21 protein-coding genes and 1 pseudogene are annotated in these 20,581 nt (G+C 40.3%); 4 read left to right on the top strand and 18 right to left on the bottom strand.

The features are described 5' to 3' along the window. Positions 1-17: 17 nt before the first annotated feature. From MKY51_RS04930 to MKY51_RS04915, 4 genes are all read right to left on the bottom strand, one after another. Positions 18-1,058, bottom strand: coding sequence for an aspartate-semialdehyde dehydrogenase (locus tag MKY51_RS04930; protein ID WP_339175611.1), 1,041 nt, complete (start codon positions 1,056-1,058; stop codon positions 18-20). Between the two features lie 84 nt (positions 1,059-1,142). Then, positions 1,143-1,733 carry a dipicolinate synthase subunit B gene (locus tag MKY51_RS04925; protein ID WP_339175608.1) on the bottom strand — a complete coding sequence of 197 codons (591 nt, stop codon included), beginning with the start codon at positions 1,731-1,733 and terminating at the stop codon, positions 1,143-1,145. Beyond that, the gene (locus tag MKY51_RS04920) at positions 1,726-2,502 is read right to left on the bottom strand and encodes an NAD(P)-dependent oxidoreductase (RefSeq protein WP_339175607.1); all 777 of its coding nucleotides are present in this window, start codon (positions 2,500-2,502) and stop codon (positions 1,726-1,728) included. The genes MKY51_RS04925 and MKY51_RS04920 overlap by 8 nt, the downstream gene beginning before the upstream one ends. Then, the gene (locus tag MKY51_RS04915) at positions 2,495-2,767 is read right to left on the bottom strand and encodes a YlmC/YmxH family sporulation protein (RefSeq protein ID WP_339175606.1); all 273 of its coding nucleotides are present in this window, start codon (positions 2,765-2,767) and stop codon (positions 2,495-2,497) included. Before MKY51_RS04915 ends, MKY51_RS04920 begins: the two co-directional genes overlap by 8 nt. A 227-nt stretch (positions 2,768-2,994) precedes the next feature. On the opposite strand from MKY51_RS04915, the gene MKY51_RS04910 reads away from it, so the two are divergent. From MKY51_RS04910 to MKY51_RS04895, 4 genes are read left to right on the top strand one after another with little or no spacing between them, the layout of a single operon-like run. Beyond that, positions 2,995-3,366, top strand: coding sequence for a GntR family transcriptional regulator (locus tag MKY51_RS04910; RefSeq protein WP_339175605.1), 372 nt, complete (start codon positions 2,995-2,997; stop codon positions 3,364-3,366). A gap of 2 nt (positions 3,367-3,368) precedes the next feature. Further along, positions 3,369-4,214 carry an ABC transporter ATP-binding protein gene (locus MKY51_RS04905; RefSeq protein ID WP_339175604.1) on the top strand — a complete coding sequence of 282 codons (846 nt, stop codon included), beginning with the start codon at positions 3,369-3,371 and terminating at the stop codon, positions 4,212-4,214. Next, a complete protein-coding gene (locus MKY51_RS04900; RefSeq protein WP_339175603.1) occupies positions 4,211-4,807 on the top strand; it encodes an ATPase in 597 nt (198 codons plus the stop codon). The genes MKY51_RS04905 and MKY51_RS04900 overlap by 4 nt, the downstream gene beginning before the upstream one ends. After that, complete coding sequence (locus MKY51_RS04895) at positions 4,804-5,424, top strand: hypothetical protein (protein ID WP_339175602.1); 621 nt, start codon at positions 4,804-4,806, stop codon at positions 5,422-5,424. The genes MKY51_RS04900 and MKY51_RS04895 overlap by 4 nt, the downstream gene beginning before the upstream one ends. A 43-nt stretch (positions 5,425-5,467) precedes the next feature. Here the strand turns inward: MKY51_RS04895 and MKY51_RS04890 are convergent, their stop codons facing one another. The 14 genes and pseudogenes from MKY51_RS04890 to ltrA all read right to left on the bottom strand — a co-directional run bounded on the left by MKY51_RS04890 (position 5,468) and on the right by ltrA (position 20,482). Then, positions 5,468-6,694, bottom strand: a complete 1,227-nt coding sequence (locus MKY51_RS04890; protein ID WP_339175601.1) for a pitrilysin family protein — start codon at positions 6,692-6,694, stop codon at positions 5,468-5,470. Between the two features lie 411 nt (positions 6,695-7,105). Beyond that, the gene (gene pnp, locus MKY51_RS04885) at positions 7,106-9,220 is read right to left on the bottom strand and encodes a polyribonucleotide nucleotidyltransferase (RefSeq protein ID WP_339175600.1); all 2,115 of its coding nucleotides are present in this window, start codon (positions 9,218-9,220) and stop codon (positions 7,106-7,108) included. 280 nt (positions 9,221-9,500) lie between these two features. Next, entirely contained in the window at positions 9,501-9,770 is a 270-nt protein-coding gene (rpsO, locus tag MKY51_RS04880) for a 30S ribosomal protein S15 (protein WP_008403229.1), read from the bottom strand. A gap of 136 nt (positions 9,771-9,906) precedes the next feature. After that, positions 9,907-10,857 carry a riboflavin biosynthesis protein RibF gene (gene ribF, locus MKY51_RS04875; RefSeq protein WP_339175599.1) on the bottom strand — a complete coding sequence of 317 codons (951 nt, stop codon included), beginning with the start codon at positions 10,855-10,857 and terminating at the stop codon, positions 9,907-9,909. Between the two features lie 10 nt (positions 10,858-10,867). Then, positions 10,868-11,779, bottom strand: coding sequence for a tRNA pseudouridine(55) synthase TruB (truB, locus tag MKY51_RS04870; protein WP_339175598.1), 912 nt, complete (start codon positions 11,777-11,779; stop codon positions 10,868-10,870). Between the two features lie 361 nt (positions 11,780-12,140). Then, on the bottom strand, positions 12,141-12,485 hold the full coding sequence (rbfA, locus tag MKY51_RS04865) for a 30S ribosome-binding factor RbfA (RefSeq protein WP_339175597.1): 345 nt from the start codon (positions 12,483-12,485) through the stop codon (positions 12,141-12,143). Positions 12,486-12,544: 59 nt separating this feature from the next. Next, positions 12,545-12,823 (bottom strand): DUF503 domain-containing protein, encoded by a 279-nt coding sequence (locus MKY51_RS04860; protein WP_079525294.1) that lies wholly within the window; start codon positions 12,821-12,823, stop codon positions 12,545-12,547. Beyond that, entirely contained in the window at positions 12,823-15,192 is a 2,370-nt protein-coding gene (gene infB / locus MKY51_RS04855) for a translation initiation factor IF-2 (RefSeq protein ID WP_339175596.1), read from the bottom strand. Before infB ends, MKY51_RS04860 begins: the two co-directional genes overlap by 1 nt. Positions 15,193-15,206: 14 nt before the next feature. Then, a complete protein-coding gene (locus tag MKY51_RS04850; RefSeq protein WP_251689276.1) occupies positions 15,207-15,515 on the bottom strand; it encodes a YlxQ family RNA-binding protein in 309 nt (102 codons plus the stop codon). Continuing rightward, a complete protein-coding gene (locus MKY51_RS04845) occupies positions 15,512-15,790 on the bottom strand; it encodes a YlxR family protein (protein ID WP_339175595.1) in 279 nt (92 codons plus the stop codon). The genes MKY51_RS04850 and MKY51_RS04845 overlap by 4 nt, the downstream gene beginning before the upstream one ends. Positions 15,791-15,829: 39 nt before the next feature. Further along, positions 15,830-16,957, bottom strand: coding sequence for a transcription termination factor NusA (gene nusA / locus MKY51_RS04840; protein WP_079525286.1), 1,128 nt, complete (start codon positions 16,955-16,957; stop codon positions 15,830-15,832). Between the two features lie 14 nt (positions 16,958-16,971). Next, positions 16,972-17,457, bottom strand: a complete 486-nt coding sequence (gene rimP, locus MKY51_RS04835; protein ID WP_079525284.1) for a ribosome maturation factor RimP — start codon at positions 17,455-17,457, stop codon at positions 16,972-16,974. A 462-nt stretch (positions 17,458-17,919) separates the two neighbouring features. Continuing rightward, positions 17,920-18,435 (bottom strand): annotated as a pseudogene (polC, locus tag MKY51_RS04830) (PolC-type DNA polymerase III); the annotation flags it as partial. 112 nt (positions 18,436-18,547) lie between these two features. Continuing rightward, positions 18,548-20,482: a group II intron reverse transcriptase/maturase gene (gene ltrA, locus MKY51_RS04825; RefSeq protein ID WP_339175594.1), complete on the bottom strand. Its 1,935-nt coding sequence runs from the start codon at positions 20,480-20,482 to the stop codon at positions 18,548-18,550. Positions 20,483-20,581 lie beyond the last annotated feature (99 nt).

Raw genomic sequence — 20,581 nt, 5'->3', positions numbered from 1 at the left:
AACTAATAATCCTCCCCTTATAGTAAGTGATCCTCTAGCATAGCTTCTGCAATTTGAATAGAGTTGAGTGCAGCCCCTTTTAATAAATTATCTGACACAATCCATAAGTGGAATCCTTTTTTGTTGTCTAAATCTTGGCGAATACGTCCAACATATGTCGGTTCTTCATTTTCCGCAAAAATCGGCATCGGGTAAAGCTGTTCGCGAATGTCATCTTGCAGAACAATACCCGGTGCACCTGTTAATGCGTCAAAAATTTGCTGTACTGTTGCTTCTTGCTCCAGTTCGATATAAACCGATTCTGAGTGGCCTGAAACAACCGGAACACGTACACATGTTGCAGCGACTTTCAGCTCAGGTAATTCCATAATTTTTTTCGTTTCGTTGATCATTTTCATCTCTTCATATGTAAAGCCATTTTCCGTAAATTTATCGATTTGCGGAATGACATTACGTGCGATAGGATAATGTTTTTTATCTGATTTAACCGGTAAAACTTTCGCTTCTACATTTTTCCCTGCATCCCACTGTGCACTTTGCTCACGCAGTTCTTCAATTGCTGCCACACCAGAACCGGATACCGCTTGATATGTCGATACAACAACTTTTGTTAAACCGAATTTTTCACGGATTGGCTGTAATGCTGCAACCATTTGAATAGTCGAACAGTTTGGGTTTGCGATAATCCCTTTTGGAACTGTTTTTAATGCATGGCGATTTACTTCCGGTACAACAAGCGGTACCTCTGGATCCATACGGAAATGGCTTGTGTTATCAATAACAATCGCTCCACGCTTTGCTGCTTCAGGTGCAAGTGCCTCTGATACAGCCCCGCCTGCTGAAAATAATGCTAGATCGATCCCTTCAAAACTTTCCGGTTTCGCTTCTTCTATCGTATAGTTTTCACCATTGAATTCAACTTGTTTTCCCGCTGAACGAGCAGAAGCTAAAAACTTGATCGATGCAATTGGAAATTTACGCTCAATCAGCTTCTCCATCATTTTTGTACCTACAGCTCCTGTTGCCCCAACTACGGCAACATTCAATTTTCTTGTCATGTCTCATCTCTCCTAAAAATATCGGTATGTATATAATGTTGGATATTGTATCATATATTATTAAAATTGTGTGAGATAATTTGATTATTTAAAATATTGTATAAATATTGGCTGGATCTGTTTTTTATGAGCGAGCGTATATGCTACAGTATCGAGCATTTTTGTGAAATCCGCTATAAGTGACGTCGGTTTTTTAATTGGATCGTCCTGACCGAACGGAATGAAGAAAATGTTTTTCGCATTCATTAATTTCATTAAATTCATTCCGTTTAACCCTAGCGCATCATTCGTAGAAATACCAAGTACAACAGGTGAACCATTTCGAAGTGTCGCCTTTGCTGCCATGAGTACGGCACTATCTGTTGCAGCATTCGCGAATTTACTGATCGAGTTCCCTGTCATTGGCGCGATGACCATACAGTCTAACGGATTACTTGGTCCGAATGGTTCCGCTTCCGCAATCGAGCTGACAACCTTTTCCCCCGCAAGAGCTTCGATTTTCTCAATCCATTCTTCACCAGTTCCAAATCGTGTAGCAGCATGTAATACAGAAGGCGTTATAATCGGTACAACGGTTGCACCGGCTTCACGAAATTGGGTAATTTTCGGTACGACTTCTTCATACGTACAATGTGATGCGGTAATTCCTAAACCAATGCGTTTTCCCTCAAGCATTTGCTTCCTCCTTTCGTAATTCTAGTATCGTTTCATATAATAAGTTTGCTGCAGCTTGCGGAAAGTATTTCCCAGGTAATGCAGGTAGCAGCTCATATTGCGATAATTTGATATCGTTCAAACATCCCGGGTTTGATGCGACATCATAAATCGGACGGACCATCCATGATGCAAAATCCTTTGTCAGCCATTTCGTCGGAATCGTATTAATCAGAAAATCCGCTTCCATCCTATTTTTCTCATTTAATTCAATACCTTGGTAGCCATATGCAAGGGCCTCGGCTTTTTGCGTTTCCGAACGTACGGCGATGATGACCTTTGCATTGAGACGTGTTAAAAACAGGGCAAGCATCTTTGCTACACGTCCAAACCCTGTAATCATAATTGTTTTATACTGCACATTTACTTTCTCTTTATACAAATGCGCTAAAAAGCCCTCTGCAGTAAGCGCAGCATTTTTCCAGATGAACGTTTCATCTTCCAAATAGTAATGCAAGCGCTTGTTTTCAAGAATCTGTTTCCATTCATCTGTTAATTTACCCGCAAAAAATCGTGCCTGACGAATACCTAAAAGCTCCTCCACTTGAATCGATAAAGGGTGGATCGGCAACACAACTTCTGTCGGGTGCAGCTCCAATGCTACTTTGTTTAGTGCTTCATCCCAAACAGTCGTATTTTTGTAATACACCGTGCGATCATTTGTCGATAATTGCTTCGCCAAAAACTTCATCCGCTCATCTGTACCGATCACAAGCCAGCGTTCAGTCATCATTGGCATGCTTTAATGTCGATGTTGTTTTTTGAAATAATACCCGGTCTTCCCCGATTAAAATAATTTCACTCCAAGGAATGTATTTTACCATCCCTGTCTTTTTCTTTTGGAATGGCATCTTCACCATTTGCGCGGGCATTTCAAATCCGGCAATCTTCCCTGTTTTGGCATCAAAAATACATTCCGTCTCAGCTAAAAATCCATATCGAACACCGTTTTCCATTTCGATCAGTTCTTTTTCAGCGAGCTCTGATAAAAGCATTGCATCCCTCCTCTTGTAAGAGCCTACATTACTATATGCATCAACTTTGGCAGAAGTGAAATGGTTCATCATTTAAGTTTGAAGGACCTATTCATGGGCAGTGAGTCACACAGCATGGACTCGGAAAAAGATTGCTTAAATTTATATTTTTCAAATTTGCAGTAGACATATTATTCCATATCTGTGTATACTGTATATACACAGTTTGAACATGTGAGGTGAAATGATTGATTATCAAATTGAGCAATAACAGTGAAAAGCCTATTTATGAACAAATTACCGACCAGTTAAAACAGGCTATTTTGTCAGGCACACTGGTAACAGGCGACTCCTTACCTTCTATCAGAGCATTGGCGAAAGAATTAAAGATCAGTGTGATGACAACGAAGCGGGCATATGCAGATTTGGAGCGGGATGGCTTTATCGTCACGATGGCCGGTAAAGGGAGCTATGTATCCGAACGCAATCAGGATTTCCTGCGGGAAGAGCTGATCCGTCAAATTGAAGTGCATTTTACAAAAGCGGTTTCCATCGCGAAAACTGCCAATGTGCCGAAAGAGGAACTGCATGACCTACTCGATTTACTATTGGAGGAATGATGATGAACGCAATTGAAGTTAAAAATGTTTCGAAGCAATTTAAAAAATTCCGTTTAAATAATATTTCGTTCACGGTGGAGAGCGGGACGATTGCAGGCTTTATCGGGCAAAACGGTGCCGGAAAATCTACAACGATCAAACTGATTTTAAACTTGCTGAAAAAAATTGATGGCGATATTCTTTTATTCGGAAAAGACCATATCGAACATGAAGTGGAGTTGAAGGCGCAAATCGGGGTTGTATTCGATGAACTGCATGTACCGGAAAATTTCACACCAAAAGAACTCGATGTTCTGTACGGAAATGTTTATCCTACGTGGGACCGCCCTTATTTTTATCAATTGCTGGAGCAGTTGGATGTGCCGAAGTACGACAAAATCAAAACGATGTCCAAAGGAGCGAAAATGAAGCTCGCCCTTTCACTTGCACTAGGACATCGGCCGAAACTTTTGCTGCTCGATGAACCAACGAGCGGTCTTGATCCGATCGTGCGCGATGAAGTGCTCGGTATACTGCAAAACTTTATGGAACAGGAAGATCATGCCATCCTCTTTTCTTCCCATATTACATCGGATTTAGAGAAAATCGCCGATACGATCACATTTATCCATGATGGCGAAATTCTGTTCAGTGAAAATAAAGATGACCTGCTGTACGGATACGGGATTTGGAAAGGATCGTATGAAGACGCCAAAATTATACCGAACCATTCCATCATCGGCAAACGGGATTATGTATTTGGGGTTGAGTACTTGGTCATGCGTGAATTTGTGAATCCGGTTATTGAACTGCAAAAACCGACGATTGATGATCTGATGTTGTTTTTCGTAAAGGGGCGGAAAAAATGAACCAGATGCTTTTTCGTTTTTACGGTCAGCAATTGTCTGCATGGATTTTGTTTACACCGGTTGTGGCATCCATTTTCGGCCTCCCTTTATTATTCGAAGGTGCCGAATTCGCGGCGTACTTTATACTGTCCATCAGTATAACAGCGCTCTGTGCCGTTTATCTGGATCAACGGGAGAGCCAGCTTGTCATGACAAGTCTGTTTCCGATTCCCAGAAAGACATTTTTCATTGTAGACCTCTCTTTTTTAGGGCGCTACGCATTGTACTATATTCTTTATACAATTGTCGCAACGACCGCGATTCAAACATTGCTGGAAAAGCAGCTTGTTTTGCCTTCCGTCAGACAGCTATTCGTTAGCTTTGGCATCAGCTTTTTTATTATCGCTTTTTTCCTGCTGTTTCGCCGTAGTAAATTTGGTCGGTTTATTAACTTATTTATAGTTCTTATTCCATTAGGTGTAGCTCAATTACTTATATTTTTAGAAAGTTTAACAACATCTCAAAGCTTCATTTTATTTGTAAGTGTATTCATACTTTTAATCATCGCCGCAAGCATCTCTTACTTACGAGAAAACAGGAGGGATATCGTTTGATCGCACTACTGAAAGTTCATTTTTATCTATCGAGAAAACTACTGATCACTGTTTTTTTATTTATTGCAATGATGATTGCAATTCAGTGGCTAATAAGCAACGAAATTAATATAGGTTTTCTGGCTTTTTATTTATTGATGTTCTCACCATCATTAGGCTCGAGCTACATACTCGAAAACCACTTTATGAAACGATTACGGATAATGCCGATTGACCCAAAAGATTTTGTAAAAAGTTTATTTATTTTCAGTCTGCTGCTCTTGCTTATCATTGCAGTTCCTATCGGGATTTATCAAACTTATTTATATTTGAATGATCAAATCGGGGGCTTTCAGTTTTCCTTAATTTCGATTGCCTTTGCTGCCGGAGTTGCTTCTATCGGCTCTATGTTAAAAAACTATTTAAGCAATCCGACAAAGGGCTCGACAAGAATTTCATTTGGCATATTAATTGGTTACTTTCTTCTCTTTATGTTTGTTCATTTACTGAGCATGCTTCTATTTAGTATTATAGGTATTAAACAAATCGGAGCTCCGATTGTTATAATTATTAGTTTCATTATTTATTATCAATATTTCAAATCGGCTGCAACAAAATATTTGGCCGCAGAATTTTAAAAGGACAGCGTATGCTAACTGCTAGCACGCGCTGTCCTTTTTGTTATTCGTTTTCCGGTCCGATAATCGCAATTGCCGGTTCGGATAGTAAAATTTGTGTAATTAACTCATCGATCGTTTCCATCGAAATGGCATCGATTTTTGCCAGTACTTCATCGACTGAACGGTGATTTTGGTGGATGAGTTCATTGACCCCGTTACGGTTCATAAAGTCTTCCGTTCCTTCAAGCCCTAAAACGAAGCCGCCTTTTAACTGCTCTTTCGCATTTTCAAGCTCGGTTTCCGTTACCCCGCCTGCTACAAGGTCAAATAACGTCTGGTCGATCTGCTGCTTTAATGCATCCAAGTTTTGTTTCGATGCCGACGCATAAATCGTAAATGTCCCTACATCCTCATAGCTCGACTGGTAGCTGAATACCGAATACGCCAAGCCGCGCTCTTCCCGCACTTCCTGGAACAGGCGTGAACTCATATTGCCGCCGATAATATTATTCAACGCAATAAAGCTGTACATTTTCGGATCTTTTACCGCAATCGCCGGGAATGAAATGGCAATATGCGCCTGTTCAGTATCACGTAACTTTTCGACTTCCCCTGCTGTAAATGTCGGGTAAGACGGTTTGGAAACTACCGATTCTTCACTTGCTTCATAGTTTCCGAATAATGCTTCCACTTTTTCAAGCAAACTATCTTCAATATTCCCTGCAATCGAGATGACAACATTTTGAGGTCCGTAATGTTTCGCCATATACGTGCGGATCATCTTCTCATCGAATGTTGCTAGCGTTTCTGGAGTGCCTAAAATCGGACGGCCCAGCGCATCATCCGGGTACATGACACCCCATAATTTTTCATGGACATCATCTGCCGGATCATCTTCACTCATATAGATTTCTTCAAGCACAACTTGGCGTTCACGTTCAATTTCTTCTTTTGCAAATAAAGAGTTAAAGAACATATCAGCCAGAATATCGATGGCAAGCTCACCATGATGGTCGAGCACTTTTGCGTAATAGCATGTATGTTCCTTCGATGTGAAGGCATTGATCTCTCCGCCGATGCGGTCGAATTCTTCCGCGATCTGACGGGCTGTACGGTTTTTCGTTCCTTTGAAAAGCATATGTTCGATGAAATGGGTAATCCCATTTTCTTCTTTTGTTTCGTAGCGTGAGCCTGCATTGACCCAAATGCCGACCGATAATGACCGGACATGCGGCATTTGCTCTGTGACAATACGCACGCCATTTTTTGCTGTAATTACTTGTACCATATATTTCTCCTTTATTTCGGCTAGTAAATTATAAGTATGACGTATAAATCAGTAGTATTCCAATTTGCGGCTTATTTATATAGTCCGGTATGCTTCATTCCGAGAGGCCAACAGGATGTTGGTCACGAATGCGTTGTCACACGATGTGACGCTCTTAGCATTCGTTCCATTATTTCTGGGGGCGTGGCTCCAACTAACTCATGTTGCGCCTATACGCGGCACAACATGAGTGGATTTTCCGCGCACGCTTAATCCCCTAGAAGTCGGCCTCTCCATTACGCATACCTCCCCTTACTATTCTTCATCAAGTTATGGATATTGCTATTCCATCAATATAATATTATTTAAAAAAGAGGCTGTACAATAGTGTACAACCTCCCTTTTTATCTTGTTGGATACGATTGGAAACAATTATTTTGCTTGTTCCGCACGCTCTTTTTCTTCTTTGATTACTACTTTGCGTGATAAGTTTACGCGACCTTGTTTGTCGATCTCGATACATTTTACTAGTAACTCATCGCCTAGTTTTAATACGTCTTCTACTTCTTTCGTACGTTCTTCCTGAATTTCAGAAATATGCAGTAAGCCGTCTTTACCTGGGAAGATTTCACAGAATGCACCGAATTTTTCAATGCGTTTTACTGTTGCCATGTAGTACTCGCCTACTTTAGCTTCGCGCACGATTGATTCGATCATTTCTTTAGCACGGTTAATCATTGCTTCATCAGCTGAAGCGATGTAGATTGTACCATCTTGTTCTGTATCAATTTTAACGCCTGTTTCATCAATAATTTTATTGATTACTTTACCACCCGGTCCGATTACGTCGCGGATTTTGTCAGGATTAATTTTGATTGAAACAATTTTTGGTGCGTATTGTGATAATGAAGTGCGTGACTCTGAAATCGTTGACATCATATGCTCTAAAATGTGCATACGGCCGATTTTCGCCTGAGTTAATGCTTCTTCTAAAATATCACGAGACAGACCATCGATTTTAATGTCCATTTGAAGTGCTGTTACACCTTTAGCTGTACCTGCCACTTTAAAGTCCATGTCGCCAAGGTGGTCTTCCATACCTTGGATATCTGATAATACTGTATAGTGCTCGCCTTTTTTAACAAGACCCATTGCAATACCTGCAACTGGTGCTTTAATCGGAACACCTGCAGCCATAAGTGCCATTGTTGATGCACAGATTGATGCTTGAGAAGTAGAACCGTTTGATTCCAATACTTCCGATACGCAACGGATTGCATATGGGAATTCCTCTTCAGTTGGCATTACCGCTAAAATAGCACGCTCACCTAATGCACCGTGACCGATTTCACGACGGCCTGGGCTACCGTAACGACCTGTTTCCCCAACTGAGAATTGAGGGAAGTTATAGTGGTGCATCCAGCGTTTTGACTCTTCAATACCTAAGCCGTCAATAATTTGAACGTCACCTAGTGCACCTAAAGTACAAATTGATAATGCTTGAGTTTGTCCACGTGTAAATAATGCTGAACCGTGAGCACGTGGTAATAGATCTACTTCAGAAGAAAGTGGGCGGATTTCATCTTGCTTACGACCATCCGGACGAACTTTATCTTCTGTAATTAGACGACGCACTTCGTCTTTTACCATTTTATCTAAAATAGCATTCACTTGTTTCATTGTATCTTCGTCAGCTTCCTGCGCTTCATAAGATTCGATAACACGTGTTTTTACTGCTGTAATATTTTCTTGGCGTAATTGCTTGTCCACTGTTTGGATCGCTGTATTCATATCAGCTTCACATTCAGCTTTAATCGCTGCTGTTAAGTCTGCATCTAATTCATATAATGTTACTTCAAGTTTTTCTTTCCCAACTTCAGCAACAATTTGCTCTTGGAAAGCAATTAATTTTTTAATTTCTTCGTGACCGAACATGATCGCTTCAAGCATGATTTCTTCAGGTACTTCTAAAGCGCCTGCTTCTACCATGTTAATCGCATCTTTGTTACCTGCAACTGTTAAGTGAACAGTCGATTTTGCAGATTGTTCTACAGTCGGGTTCACCACGAATTCACCGTCGATATATCCTACATGTACACCTGCAATCGGTCCGTCGAATGGGATATCAGAAATTGCTAATGATAATGAAGAACCAAACATTGCTGCTACATCTGCAGGGCAGTCTGAATCATTTGACATTACCATTAAAATTGATTGTACTTCATTACGGAAACCATCCGGGAACATTGGACGGATTGGACGGTCGATTAAGCGAGAAGTTAATACTGCCGCTTCTGATGGACGTCCTTCACGTTTAATGAAGCCACCCGGGATTTTACCTGCTGCATAAAGACGTTCTTCAAAGTTAACTGTTAACGGGAAGAAATCTAATGCTTTTGGCTGTTTTGACATTGTAGCCGTAGCTAAAACTGCTGTTTCGCCGTAGCGGATCATTGCAGCACCATTTGCTTGTTTTGCTAGCTGTCCTACTTCTACTACAAGTGGACGGCCTGCCCATTCATACGAAAAGACCTTTTTTTCGTTCATTAAATGAACCCCTTTCTTATTGAAACACTCTACGTATCATATTATGTACCATAGTTAGTGTATCAAAAAAGCGTTTTCTATGCTAAATTTTTTGATTAAAATTACCGATAAATTTCTTAAAATATTTTGACTTTCCAGCAATGGTTTAACTTCTTTCAACAGGCGTATTGACACCTGCTCAAAGAAGTTAAACATCGCACCATTGAAATGGAAAGCTGAATCTTTCAAACATAATAAAAAGCGGGAAAAATCCCGCTTTTATTATCAGACTAACGACGTATTAGCGACGTAATCCAAGTTTAGTAATTAATTCACGGTAACGAGCTACGTCGTTTTCACGTAAATATTTTAATAAATGACGACGTTTACCTACCATTTTAAGAAGACCACGTTGAGAGTGGAAATCTTTCTTGTGAGTAGCTAAGTGAGCGTTTAAAGCGTTGATTTCTGCAGTTAATACAGCTACTTGTACTTCTGGAGAACCAGTGTCTGTTTCGTGTACGCGGTACTCAGCGATAATTTCGTTTTTACGTTCTTGTGTAATTGCCATTTTAAATGACCTCCTGTTAAATAAAATATCCCCAATAGCACAGCAGTCGCTGGAGTTGCGAAAAGCCGAGCTAAGGTTCATACGATAATTTCGTACTAATGAATAGTACCATAATTATTGATGATTGCGCAACTATTTAGCGTAGTTGTTCAAAATAGGCGATTGCTTGTTGCTTATCCAATTCAATTTGCTCAATAAGCGCTTCGATGCCGTTAAATTTACGTTCACTGCGAATCCGTTTATACCAGCCGACAACGACCTCTTCACCGTAAATGTTTTTATTGAAATTCAGAATATGCACTTCAATCGACAGCTGCTTTTCATCCGGGTTGTTGAATGTCGGTTTATAGCCTACATTACACACCCCGTCATACCACTTATTTTGCACTAAAATTTTCACTGCATACACACCAGTTGCCGGTATATAGCAGCCTTCCATCGCCTGGACATTTGCTGTCGGGAAGCCCATTGTCCGTCCGCGTTTATCTCCGTGCACAACAATTCCCGGCACTTCAAATGCACGGCCTAATAGATTACGAGCCTGCTCCATTTCCCCGTCCTGCAATGCTTTGCGAATGCGTGTGGAACTGATTTTTTCGACTACATCCTGCTGTTTTTCGATTACGGTCACACCGTAACGGCCGTTAGACAGCTGCTCCATCAGCTCCATATTGCCTTTGCCGTATTGACCAAATGAGAAGTCAAAGCCAGCTGTAACATGCTGAACATTTAAATCGACGATAAAATACTTAATGAATTCTTCAGGTGTAAGCTTTGCAAAATCTGATGTAAAGTTTACAACAAATACTGTATCGATATTCAATTTTTTTAATGTATCTAATTTTTGTGATAGAGGCGTAATATAAAACACTTTTTCATTACGTCTTCCTAATACAATCGATGGATGTGGATCAAAAGTCATAACGGCGCTTTTGATATGAAGTTGCTCTGCTTTTTGCTTTGCCGCTTCAATGACCGCCTGATGTCCTTTATGTACCCCATCAAAAAATCCGATTGCTAATGAGTACGACTCTTTTTCTATTTCCTGTGCTAATTGATGGGGGTATTTCAAATGAATAACGTTCATCTCGTGCCTCCTAATTAATTTCGGGAAACATCTTATCCGGCTTCATTTGCCCGCTCTTTGTTGGATGGGCAATGTAAACCGCAAATGCTCGTCCCTCTACACCAAATACAATTTTATCATGTTCTGATAATAAAGTATGCATTGGGAGAACTTGCCCATTGAAAATTTGCTTTTCAATGTCTTCCGTAATTTCGATGTATGGATAGTCGGATAATGCATATTCAACCGGCAACAGAAACTTCTCCTGCTCCCCTGCTTCCATCATTTCCGCGATTTCGGACAATGTAAAGCAATTGTCTTTTGTGAATGTACCTGATGCTGTACGGACAAGTTCGTGCATATGTGCAGGATAGCCTAATGCTTCACCGATCTGCACGGCTAGTGTGCGAATATACGTCCCTTTTGAACATTTGATGCGGACCCGGAATTTCACTTCTTCCCCTTCAAATGTTTCGGCAACATCCAGTAATTCCAGCTCATAAATTGTGATTTTACGTGTTGGGCGTTCGACTGTTTGGCCTGCTCTTGCATATTCGTAAAGCTTTTTCCCGTTTACTTTTACTGCGGAAAACATCGGAGGCGTTTGCTCGATTTCGCCAGTCAGCGTTTGGAGTGCTTGTAAAATTTCTTCACGAGTAAATGATTTGAAATCTGTATTTTGCTCGACTGTTTCGCCTTCCGCATCCTCTGTAGTTGTCGTACGTCCGATTGAAACGACTGCTTCATACGTTTTGCCGGCATCTGTTAAGTATTCTGCAATACGTGTTGCCTGGCCGATACAGATTGGCAGGACGCCTTCTACACCCGGATCAAGTGTCCCGGTATGCCCTACTTTTTTCGTCTTCAATATTTTTCGTAATTTAAAGACACAGTCATGACTTGTCATGCCGCGCTCTTTCCATAATGGCAAAATACCGTTCATTGTTTTGCTCCTTTGTTCGAAATGAGGATTTCATATATAATTGATTCTTTACTTTAAGGTCGTTCTATAGTCGGTACTTTTCACATCATCCGTTTTGCTTCGCTACGGGGGGACGCTTTCCTGGGGGCGTGGCTCCAACTAACTTTATCGCTGCCTCTTACGGCGGCAGCGATAAAGTGGATTTTCCGCGCACGCTTAATCCCCTGGGAGTCGCCCCCCTTCGCTACGCGTCACTCCAACCTAACATAGAGTTTACTCCTTTAACAAAACTTCTGTACTTAATTTCTAAAAAAAATTCTGTGAAGAACTCTAAAAAGCAAAAAGTCTGCCTGCATAGTTATGCAGTGCAGACTTCTTAGTTTTATTTATCTTCGTGTAGGCCACGTAGTAATGCATCGATTTTGTTTCCGTATTCGATTGCTGTATCGAATTCGAATGCAAGTTCAGGCGTACGGCGTAAGCGGATACGTGAACCGACTTCCGAACGGATGAAACCGGATGCTTTTTCTAACGCTTGCAATGTTTCCGCGCGTTCGCGTTCATTGCCTAACGATGTAATATAAACAGTTGCTTGCTGTAAGTCTCCTGTTACCGCTACATCAGTAACCGTAACGAAGCCTACACGCGGATCTTTGATTTTTCGCGCAATGATTTCAGTAATTTCTTTCTTCATTTGCTCAGCAACTCGATTAGAACGTAGAGACATAAATGTCACCTCATTTAAATTGCGTAATTAATAGTACAGTTTGCCACAAAATGTGGACGTTATAAATATTCACGGTAAAAATCCAGCTGTTCCCATTGCGGATTTGACTGCAGATAATGGACAGCGCGCATTAACTCGCGTTCAGCTGCTTCTTTGGAAGAAGCAACTGCGACAAGCGCAAGCTTTGTACGCTGCCATACATCCTGATGGTCAATTTCTGCAACCGAAACATTGAATTTTTGTTTCGTACGCGTCACCATCCGTTGAAGGACGGCACGCTTTTCTTTTAATGAGTGGGCAGTCTGAATCATGAATTCAACTTCTGCGTATACAATCATTATTTACGAACGATTTCTTCCATTACGAAGGCTTCGATAATGTCGCCTTCTTTAATGTCGTTGTAGTTTTTGATCGTAATACCACACTCATACCCTTTTGCAACTTCTTTTGCATCATCTTTGAAGCGTTTTAGTGAATCAAGTTCACCTTCGAACACAACAACGTTTTCACGGATTACACGTACGCCGGCATCGCGAACGATTTTACCTTCGATAACGTATGAACCTGCGATCGTACCCACTTTAGATACTTTAATTGTTTGACGAACTTCCGCTTGACCAACGATTTTCTCTTCGAACTCTGGATCAAGCATCCCTTTCATCGCGTGTTCGATTTCTTCGATTACTTTGTAGATGATACGGTGTAGACGAATATCTACGCCTTCTTCATCTGCAGCACGTTTTGCATTTGTATCTGGACGAACGTTGAATCCGATAACGATTGCATTTGATGCAGCAGCAAGAGAGATATCCGATTCTGTAATTGCACCCGCACCAGTGTGGATGATTTTAACGTTAACGCCTTCAACATCAATTTTCATTAATGAAGAAGCCATTGCTTCCACAGTACCTTGTACGTCTGCTTTTACGATTAAGTTTAATTCTTTCATTTCGCCTTGGCTCATTTGTTCGAATAAGTTATCAAGTGTTACACGTTGTTTTTCAGAACGTGAAGCTTGGATAGCTGTCATTGAACGAGACTCACCAACTTGACGAGCTGTTTTTTCGTCTTCGAATACTACGAAACGGTCACCCGCTTGTGGTACTTCGTTTAAGCCTGTAATCTCAACCGGCATAGAAGGACCAGCTGTTTTAATACGACGGCCAAGATCGTTAACCATTGCACGTACACGACCATATGCATGACCGACTACGATCGGATCACCAACACGTAATGTACCATCTTGAACTAAAAGTGTTGCAACTGCACCACGGCCTTTATCAAGCTGTGCTTCAATTACTGTACCGATCGCTGAACGAGTCGGGTTCGCTTTTAATTCACCTACTTCAGAAACTAATAAAATCATTTCCAGAAGCTGGTCAATACCTTCACCTTTTAGCGCTGAAATTGGTACGAAGATTGTATCTCCACCCCATGCTTCAGGAACTAATCCGTGCTCCGTTAATTCTTGTTGTACACGGTCCGGGTTGGCAGTTGGTTTATCCATTTTGTTGATTGCTACGATAATTGGTACTTCTGCAGCTTTTGCGTGGTTGATTGCTTCAACTGTTTGAGGCATTACACCGTCATCTGCTGCTACTACGATAATTGCGATATCTGTAATTGATGCACCACGCGCACGCATTGTTGTGAATGCCGCGTGACCAGGAGTATCAAGGAATGAAATTTTCTTTCCGTTTACTTCTACTTGGTATGCACCGATATGCTGAGTAATACCGCCTGCTTCACCCGCTGTAACTTTCGTTTTACGGATTGAGTCAAGCAATGAAGTTTTACCGTGGTCAACGTGTCCCATGATTGTTACAACCGGTGGGCGCTCTTCTAATGCGTTTTCGTCAACTTCCACGATACTGTCATCGAAGTACGTATCTAAATCTGTTTTGTCGATACGGATTTCTTCTTCTACTTCTACCCCGTAGTCTGCACAGATTAACTCAATTGCATCCTTATCAAGCTCTTGGTTAATTGTTGCCATTACGCCAAGCATAAATAATTTTTTAATAATTTCCGATGGCTCACGGTGTAATTTTTTTGCAAGTTCTGCAACGGATAAACTTTCATAGAAAGTAATTTTTTCCGGTAATTCTTTTTGCACCATTGGTTGTGGTGCAGGGCGGTGCGTACGACGTTTACCACCATTGATACCTGGTTTTCTACGTTGTTGATAGCCGCCTTTGTTTTGAGTGTTGCCACCCTTGTTCGGCGTATTTCCGCCTCTGTTTGGCGTGTTACCGCCTTTATTATTACTAGTGTTTTGAGTTGTGCCGCTTTTGCGGTTATTATTGTTATTTTGTGTCATATTTCGATTTTGGTTACCTTTTTCATTTCTTATTTTTTCGCCTTGTTGCGATTTTGGTTGCCCTTGGGCGTTTGAAGCTTTGTTCGGTTGTTGGTTATTAGAAGCAGATTGTGGACGATCCTGCTTTTGACCTTGCTGCACTTTCTTCTGCCCTTGTTCACCGCGTTTTGGTGTAACATTTACAGCTTTGGCAGGTGTCTTTGCAGGAGAATCTTTCGTTGGTTCCACTGCTTGCTTAAAGACAGAATTTAGTTTTGAGACCGCCTGCTCGTCAATTACCGCCATGTGATTTTTCACCGGCAGATTATGTTTTGCAAGCACCTCAATAACTTCCTTACTTGTTTTATTTACCTTTTTCGCATATTCATGAACTCTTACTTTGCTCATCTGCTCACCCCCGATTAATTTTCGTTGAGTAGACTAGACATTTTTTTAGCAAATCCGCTATCTGTAATAGCAATCGCTACACGGGCTTCCTTCCCGGTAGCATGTCCTAGATCATAACGATCTCCGAAAACATAATACTCAACTTTATAAAACGTACATTTATCCTGAATCTTTTTGCTCGTATTTGCCGAAGCGTCCGAGGCTAAAAAGACAAGCTTTGCATTGCCGTTACGAATTTCTTTTACGACAAGCTCTTCACCGGATATTGTTTTTCGTGCACGTGCCGCTAAACCTAATAGCTGTAGCAATGCCGGGTTTGTCATAAAATCGACTCCCGGCGGATTAGCGTTAGCAACTCTTCATACACCTCATCCGGCACTTTTGCATCAAGCTGGCGATCTAAAATATTCTTTTTACGCGCCATTTCAACAGCATCTTCCGTTTTAGAAACATATGCTCCACGACCGGATTTTTTTCCTGTAACATCAACAGTTACTTCGCCCTCTTTTGAGCGGACGACGCGAATCATTGATTTTTTCGGAAGCATCTCGCCTGTTGCAACACATTTGCGTAAAGGAATTTTTTTATTAACGGCCATATTGCTTACCCTCCTTGCAAAATCATTCCAGATGATGGCTTACTCTTCGTCATCACCATATAAATCAAATTGTACTTCTTCTGCATCTTCACGTGGAACGAATGTGCTCGTTTCAGAAGGATAGATTCCTAATTCGCGTGCATCTGTTTCACTCTTAATGTCGATTTTCCAGCCCGTTAATTTTGCTGCTAAACGAGCATTTTGACCACGCTTACCAATCGCTAGTGATAATTGATAATCCGGTACGACAACTGTTGTTGATTTTTCTTCTTCATTTACTTGAACGTCCAGAACTTTTGAAGGGCTTAGTGCATTTGCAACGAATACAACCGGATCTTCTGACCATTCTACGATATCAATTTTCTCACCGTTTAATTCGTTTACAATTGTTTGCACACGTGCACCTTTAGCTCCAACACATGAACCTACAGGATCTACTTCTTCATTATGTGCATATACAGAGATTTTTGAACGGTCTCCCGCTTCACGCGCAATTGATTTGATTTCAACTGTGCCATCATAAATTTCCGGAACTTCCATCTCAAATAGACGGCGCAATAATCCAGGATGTGTACGAGATACGATTACTTGTGGACCACGTGTTGTGCGCTCAACTTTTGTAATGTAAACACGGATACGTGATGTTGGCTTATAAACTTCACCTTGAATTTGTTCGTTCACAGGTAATGCCGCTTCCACTTTACCGATTGACACATAAATATTACGTGCATCTTGACGCTCGATGACTCCTGTTACGATGTCATCTTCACGGTCTACATACTCTTCATAGATTAAACCGCGCTCTGCTTCACGAACACGTTGCGTTACAACTTGCTTAGCAGTCTGTGCCGCGATACGTCCGAAGTTACGTGGTGTTACTTCTTCTTCTACGACGTCACCAATTTCATAAGCTGCATTAATGAATTTCGCATCTTCCAATGCGATTTCCAGACGATCGTCTTCTACTTCTTCTACTACGTCTTTACGAGAATAAACAACCATTGAACCTGTTTCTAGGTTAAGGTCCACGCGAACATTTTGCGCTTGGTTGAAGTTACGTTTGTACGCCGTTACTAAAGCCGCCTCAATCGCCTCAATTAATACATCTCTTGAAATACCTTTCTGCTCTTCAAGGGCAGTTAGGGCATCTAGTAATTCACTACTCATTTTTGTTTTCACTCCTAAATTTGCTTATCTGAAAAATCGATAGCAAGACGCGCTTGCGCAATTTTTTCTTTTTCAATTTGTACTGTAACTTTACGTGTTTTAATACGGAATTCGATTTCTAAAAATTCATCTGTATATGCGCGTAAATAACCATAGAATTCTTTTAAATCCTTAACTGGTTCATAAGTTTTTACATAAATATATTTGCCGATTGCCTTTTCAAAGTCCTGTTGTTTCTTTAACGGACGTTCCGCTCCTGGTGAAGAAACCTCTAAGTAATAGTTTTGCTCGATTGGATCATTTTCATCCAATTTCTCGCTTAAACGTTCACTCACTTGGGCACATTGTAAAATATCAATGCCGCCTTCCGGTGTGTCAACATAAATACGAAGGAACCAGTCGCGTCCTTCTTTCACGAACTCGATATCAACTAATTCCAAATCAAGCTCTTCCACGATCGGTGTCACTAGCTCTTCAATGATCGACGTAACTTTGCTCATCGTATCCTCCCTAACGTCTTTGTTTGTTTTAAATCTTCTTAGTATTGGTTAAACAAAAGACGAGTTTTCATTGAAAAATATGGAAACATTTACATCTACATGCAATTGCGTCCAGATTTCTTTTGAGGCCCACAGACGTGGGTCAGCCAGCCATTGCCGTAACATACGACGTTTTAGACAGACTTTATTTTTTCATTTTAAATTTGTGATATTCGCCAAAGTTCAACTCCATTGAACAAATGATCTGAACACTTGCTCTTCGAAATTAAATAGTTGTGTAAACAACAGAAAAGAGCGGGAAACCCCACTCTTTTGCTGGTGAACTATCAACAAATTATTACATTCAGCATAGCACAAAGGCTATCCTAATGCAAATTTTGCCTGTTAACACATAGAATTAACAACAATTAAGAGAATATGCACCCGTAATTACAAATTCCTCTCTTTTAGCCAATCCAAACATTAGAATAATGACAGCTGGTTGGCATCCGGCATTCCTTCCAGACAGCCAAGCTCATCCATATACTCGATTAATGTCTTCGATACACGTCCGCGCTGCTGCAGATCTTCCTTCGATAAAAACTCGCCGTTTTTACGAGCTTCAACAATTTGTTTCGCTACGTTCGTACCAAGGCCTGGAATGGCATCAAACGGCGGAATCAATGAGTTTCCTTCGATGATGAATTCACTTGCCTGTGAACGGTATAAATCAACCTTTTTGAAGCTCATCCCGCGTTCACACATTTCAAGTGCCAGTTCCATAACCGTCAGTAAACTTTTCTCTTTCGGCGCTGCATCGAGCCCCTTCATGTTGATCTCATCGATTTTTTTGCGGATCATGACAGAACCTTGTGTCATTGCAATCAGATCAAAGTCCGACGCACGCACAGTGAAGTACGCTGCATAGTAAAGAATCGGATGATGCACCTTGAACCATGCGATACGCACAGCCATTAATACATAGGCTGCGGCATGGGATAGTGATAGGTAAGTCCATCCTCGACCTTACTCGTTAGGACTTCATTTTCCCCCACTTCACACCGTACGTGAACCTTTCGATTCATACGGCGTTCCATCAAACGTTTATAAACTAATTTATCGCTATTTTATTTCTGAAGTTAAGAATTTTCTTTACTGAAGTTATAGTATAACCTTTAGCAAGTAATAAAGTTTCGGTTAATGAGGAATTATGCATATCATTGTGACAAATATCATGTAATGAAGCTAAGTTGTTTACCCGATTAACAAGTTCAGTTGTTAAATTCGGATTAACATGATGTGTCTCAATTTCATGTGGAGCAATTTCTTTTCCACATATTCTACATTTTCCTTTATCTCGATTAAAAGCATATGCTCTATTTAGATAAAACTCAAAGTTATACAACCGTTTTTTTCTTTTCTTATTAGCCAATAATCTTCGGGTTGCCATGGTATCTGCACCGAATATAAAATCCATACGAAACTGTTTTGGTCTTTTTCTTAATCGTGTTAAATGACGTTCCCTACCTTCTTTAGTAAATGGTGTTTCCATTTGATTAAACAAAGTAGGTTGTTGAAACTTAATAAACGCTAAGTCTGTTACGCCAATTACATGCTCTTTATATTTCAGTGTAGGTAAAGCTGTGGTATAGTTGCTATGCAGTTCTAATAGGTTTGTGCAAAGGTTGGCTCTTATCCAGTCAACCTTTTTATTTTTCCCTTTAGCACTTTTTGCACCAAGCCTTCGCCTAATCGCTCTATAAGACGCCCATCTTACTCGTTGATTATACTTTTTCATGGACTCAGAACCCCAAGTTGTCACTTGATAATAGTTTATAAGCCCCCGTATTTTTGAGTTGATGATGTTTAAATCTGAAATAAGTGTTTCGGTATCTTTACATTTTTTCAGCATCTTAATGTCTTTTAGCAATTCGATAATTTTCTTATCTAATTTATCCTCAATCGGCTTTGTTCTAGAAATATAGCCTTTTTGTGCTTTTCCTCGGACTTGTTTATATTTATAACCTAAAAACTCAATAGCTTTAGAACGGACATTTGTAATTTTCGTCTTTGTTGTGGAAAGTGTAAGTTTCAACGTTTCTCGCAAATACTTTTCGTATTTATATACAAGTTTTTCAGCATTTTCTTTACTGTTCGTTACAACTACCCAGTCATCCGCATAACGAATGAGGTAACATGGAATTGGTTTAATTCTGGGTTTTCCAGACAATCCCCGCAGTATCAAACTTCGCTGTCCTGAACTATATTCTTTTCTCAACTTTTTCCGTTCATACTCTCTTGTAACAAAGTTATCAAAAGGAGTTAAATATACATTTGCTAATAGTGGTGAAATAATACCACCCTGTGGAGTTCCTAAATCATTTTTTATAATCTCATCCATCACGCCTGATTGAAGCATTGCTTTTATCATCATTAAAATGCGTTTATCTTGAATACCGAACGACCACAGTATTTTAATCAATTTCGTATGATTGACTGTATTGAAAAATTTTGAAATATCGCCTTCAATAACCCAATGATAACCTGTTTTCTGTACGACATCTGTTACTCGACTAAGTGCATGTTCTGTACTTCTCCATTGTCTAAACCCATAAGAATGCTCGAAAAATTGAGCTTCACATATAGGTTCTAATACACTTCGAATGCACTCCTGCACTACTCTATCAGTGATAGTTGGAATTCCAAGTGGTCTTGTTTCTCCATTATCTTTTAGGATGTGTACTCTTCTAACCATATTCGGTGTATATTGCTGAAACTGATTTTTAACTTCCTTTAAGACCTTTTTAAAGTCATTATTTAGAATATCAGTACGCATCGTTTTTTCATCTACACCAGCAGTATTGCTACCTTTATTGCTCTTCAGTTTATGAATAGCAGTTAGAATCACAGCGTCACATTGTGCTACTTCAAGTATACCTTTAAAAATTGGTTGTTTATTTTGAGATAGAGCTGCTTTCGTTTCTTCATATAACCTATCTTTTAATTGTTGAAATTCTTCTTCTGATTTCGGTATGCTAAGTTTCAATGGCAGTCACCTCTACAATAAAATTGTATTAGTTACACTTACCAAGTAATTTATTCTCAACGGAGTTTCTCAGCACTAGCGATTGTTTATAAATCCTTC

The sequence above is a fragment of the Solibacillus sp. FSL R5-0691 genome, assembly GCF_037974225.1.
GTDB lineage: Bacteria > Bacillota > Bacilli > Bacillales_A > Planococcaceae > Solibacillus.
This window is presented reverse-complemented; position numbering and strand designations above follow the sequence as displayed.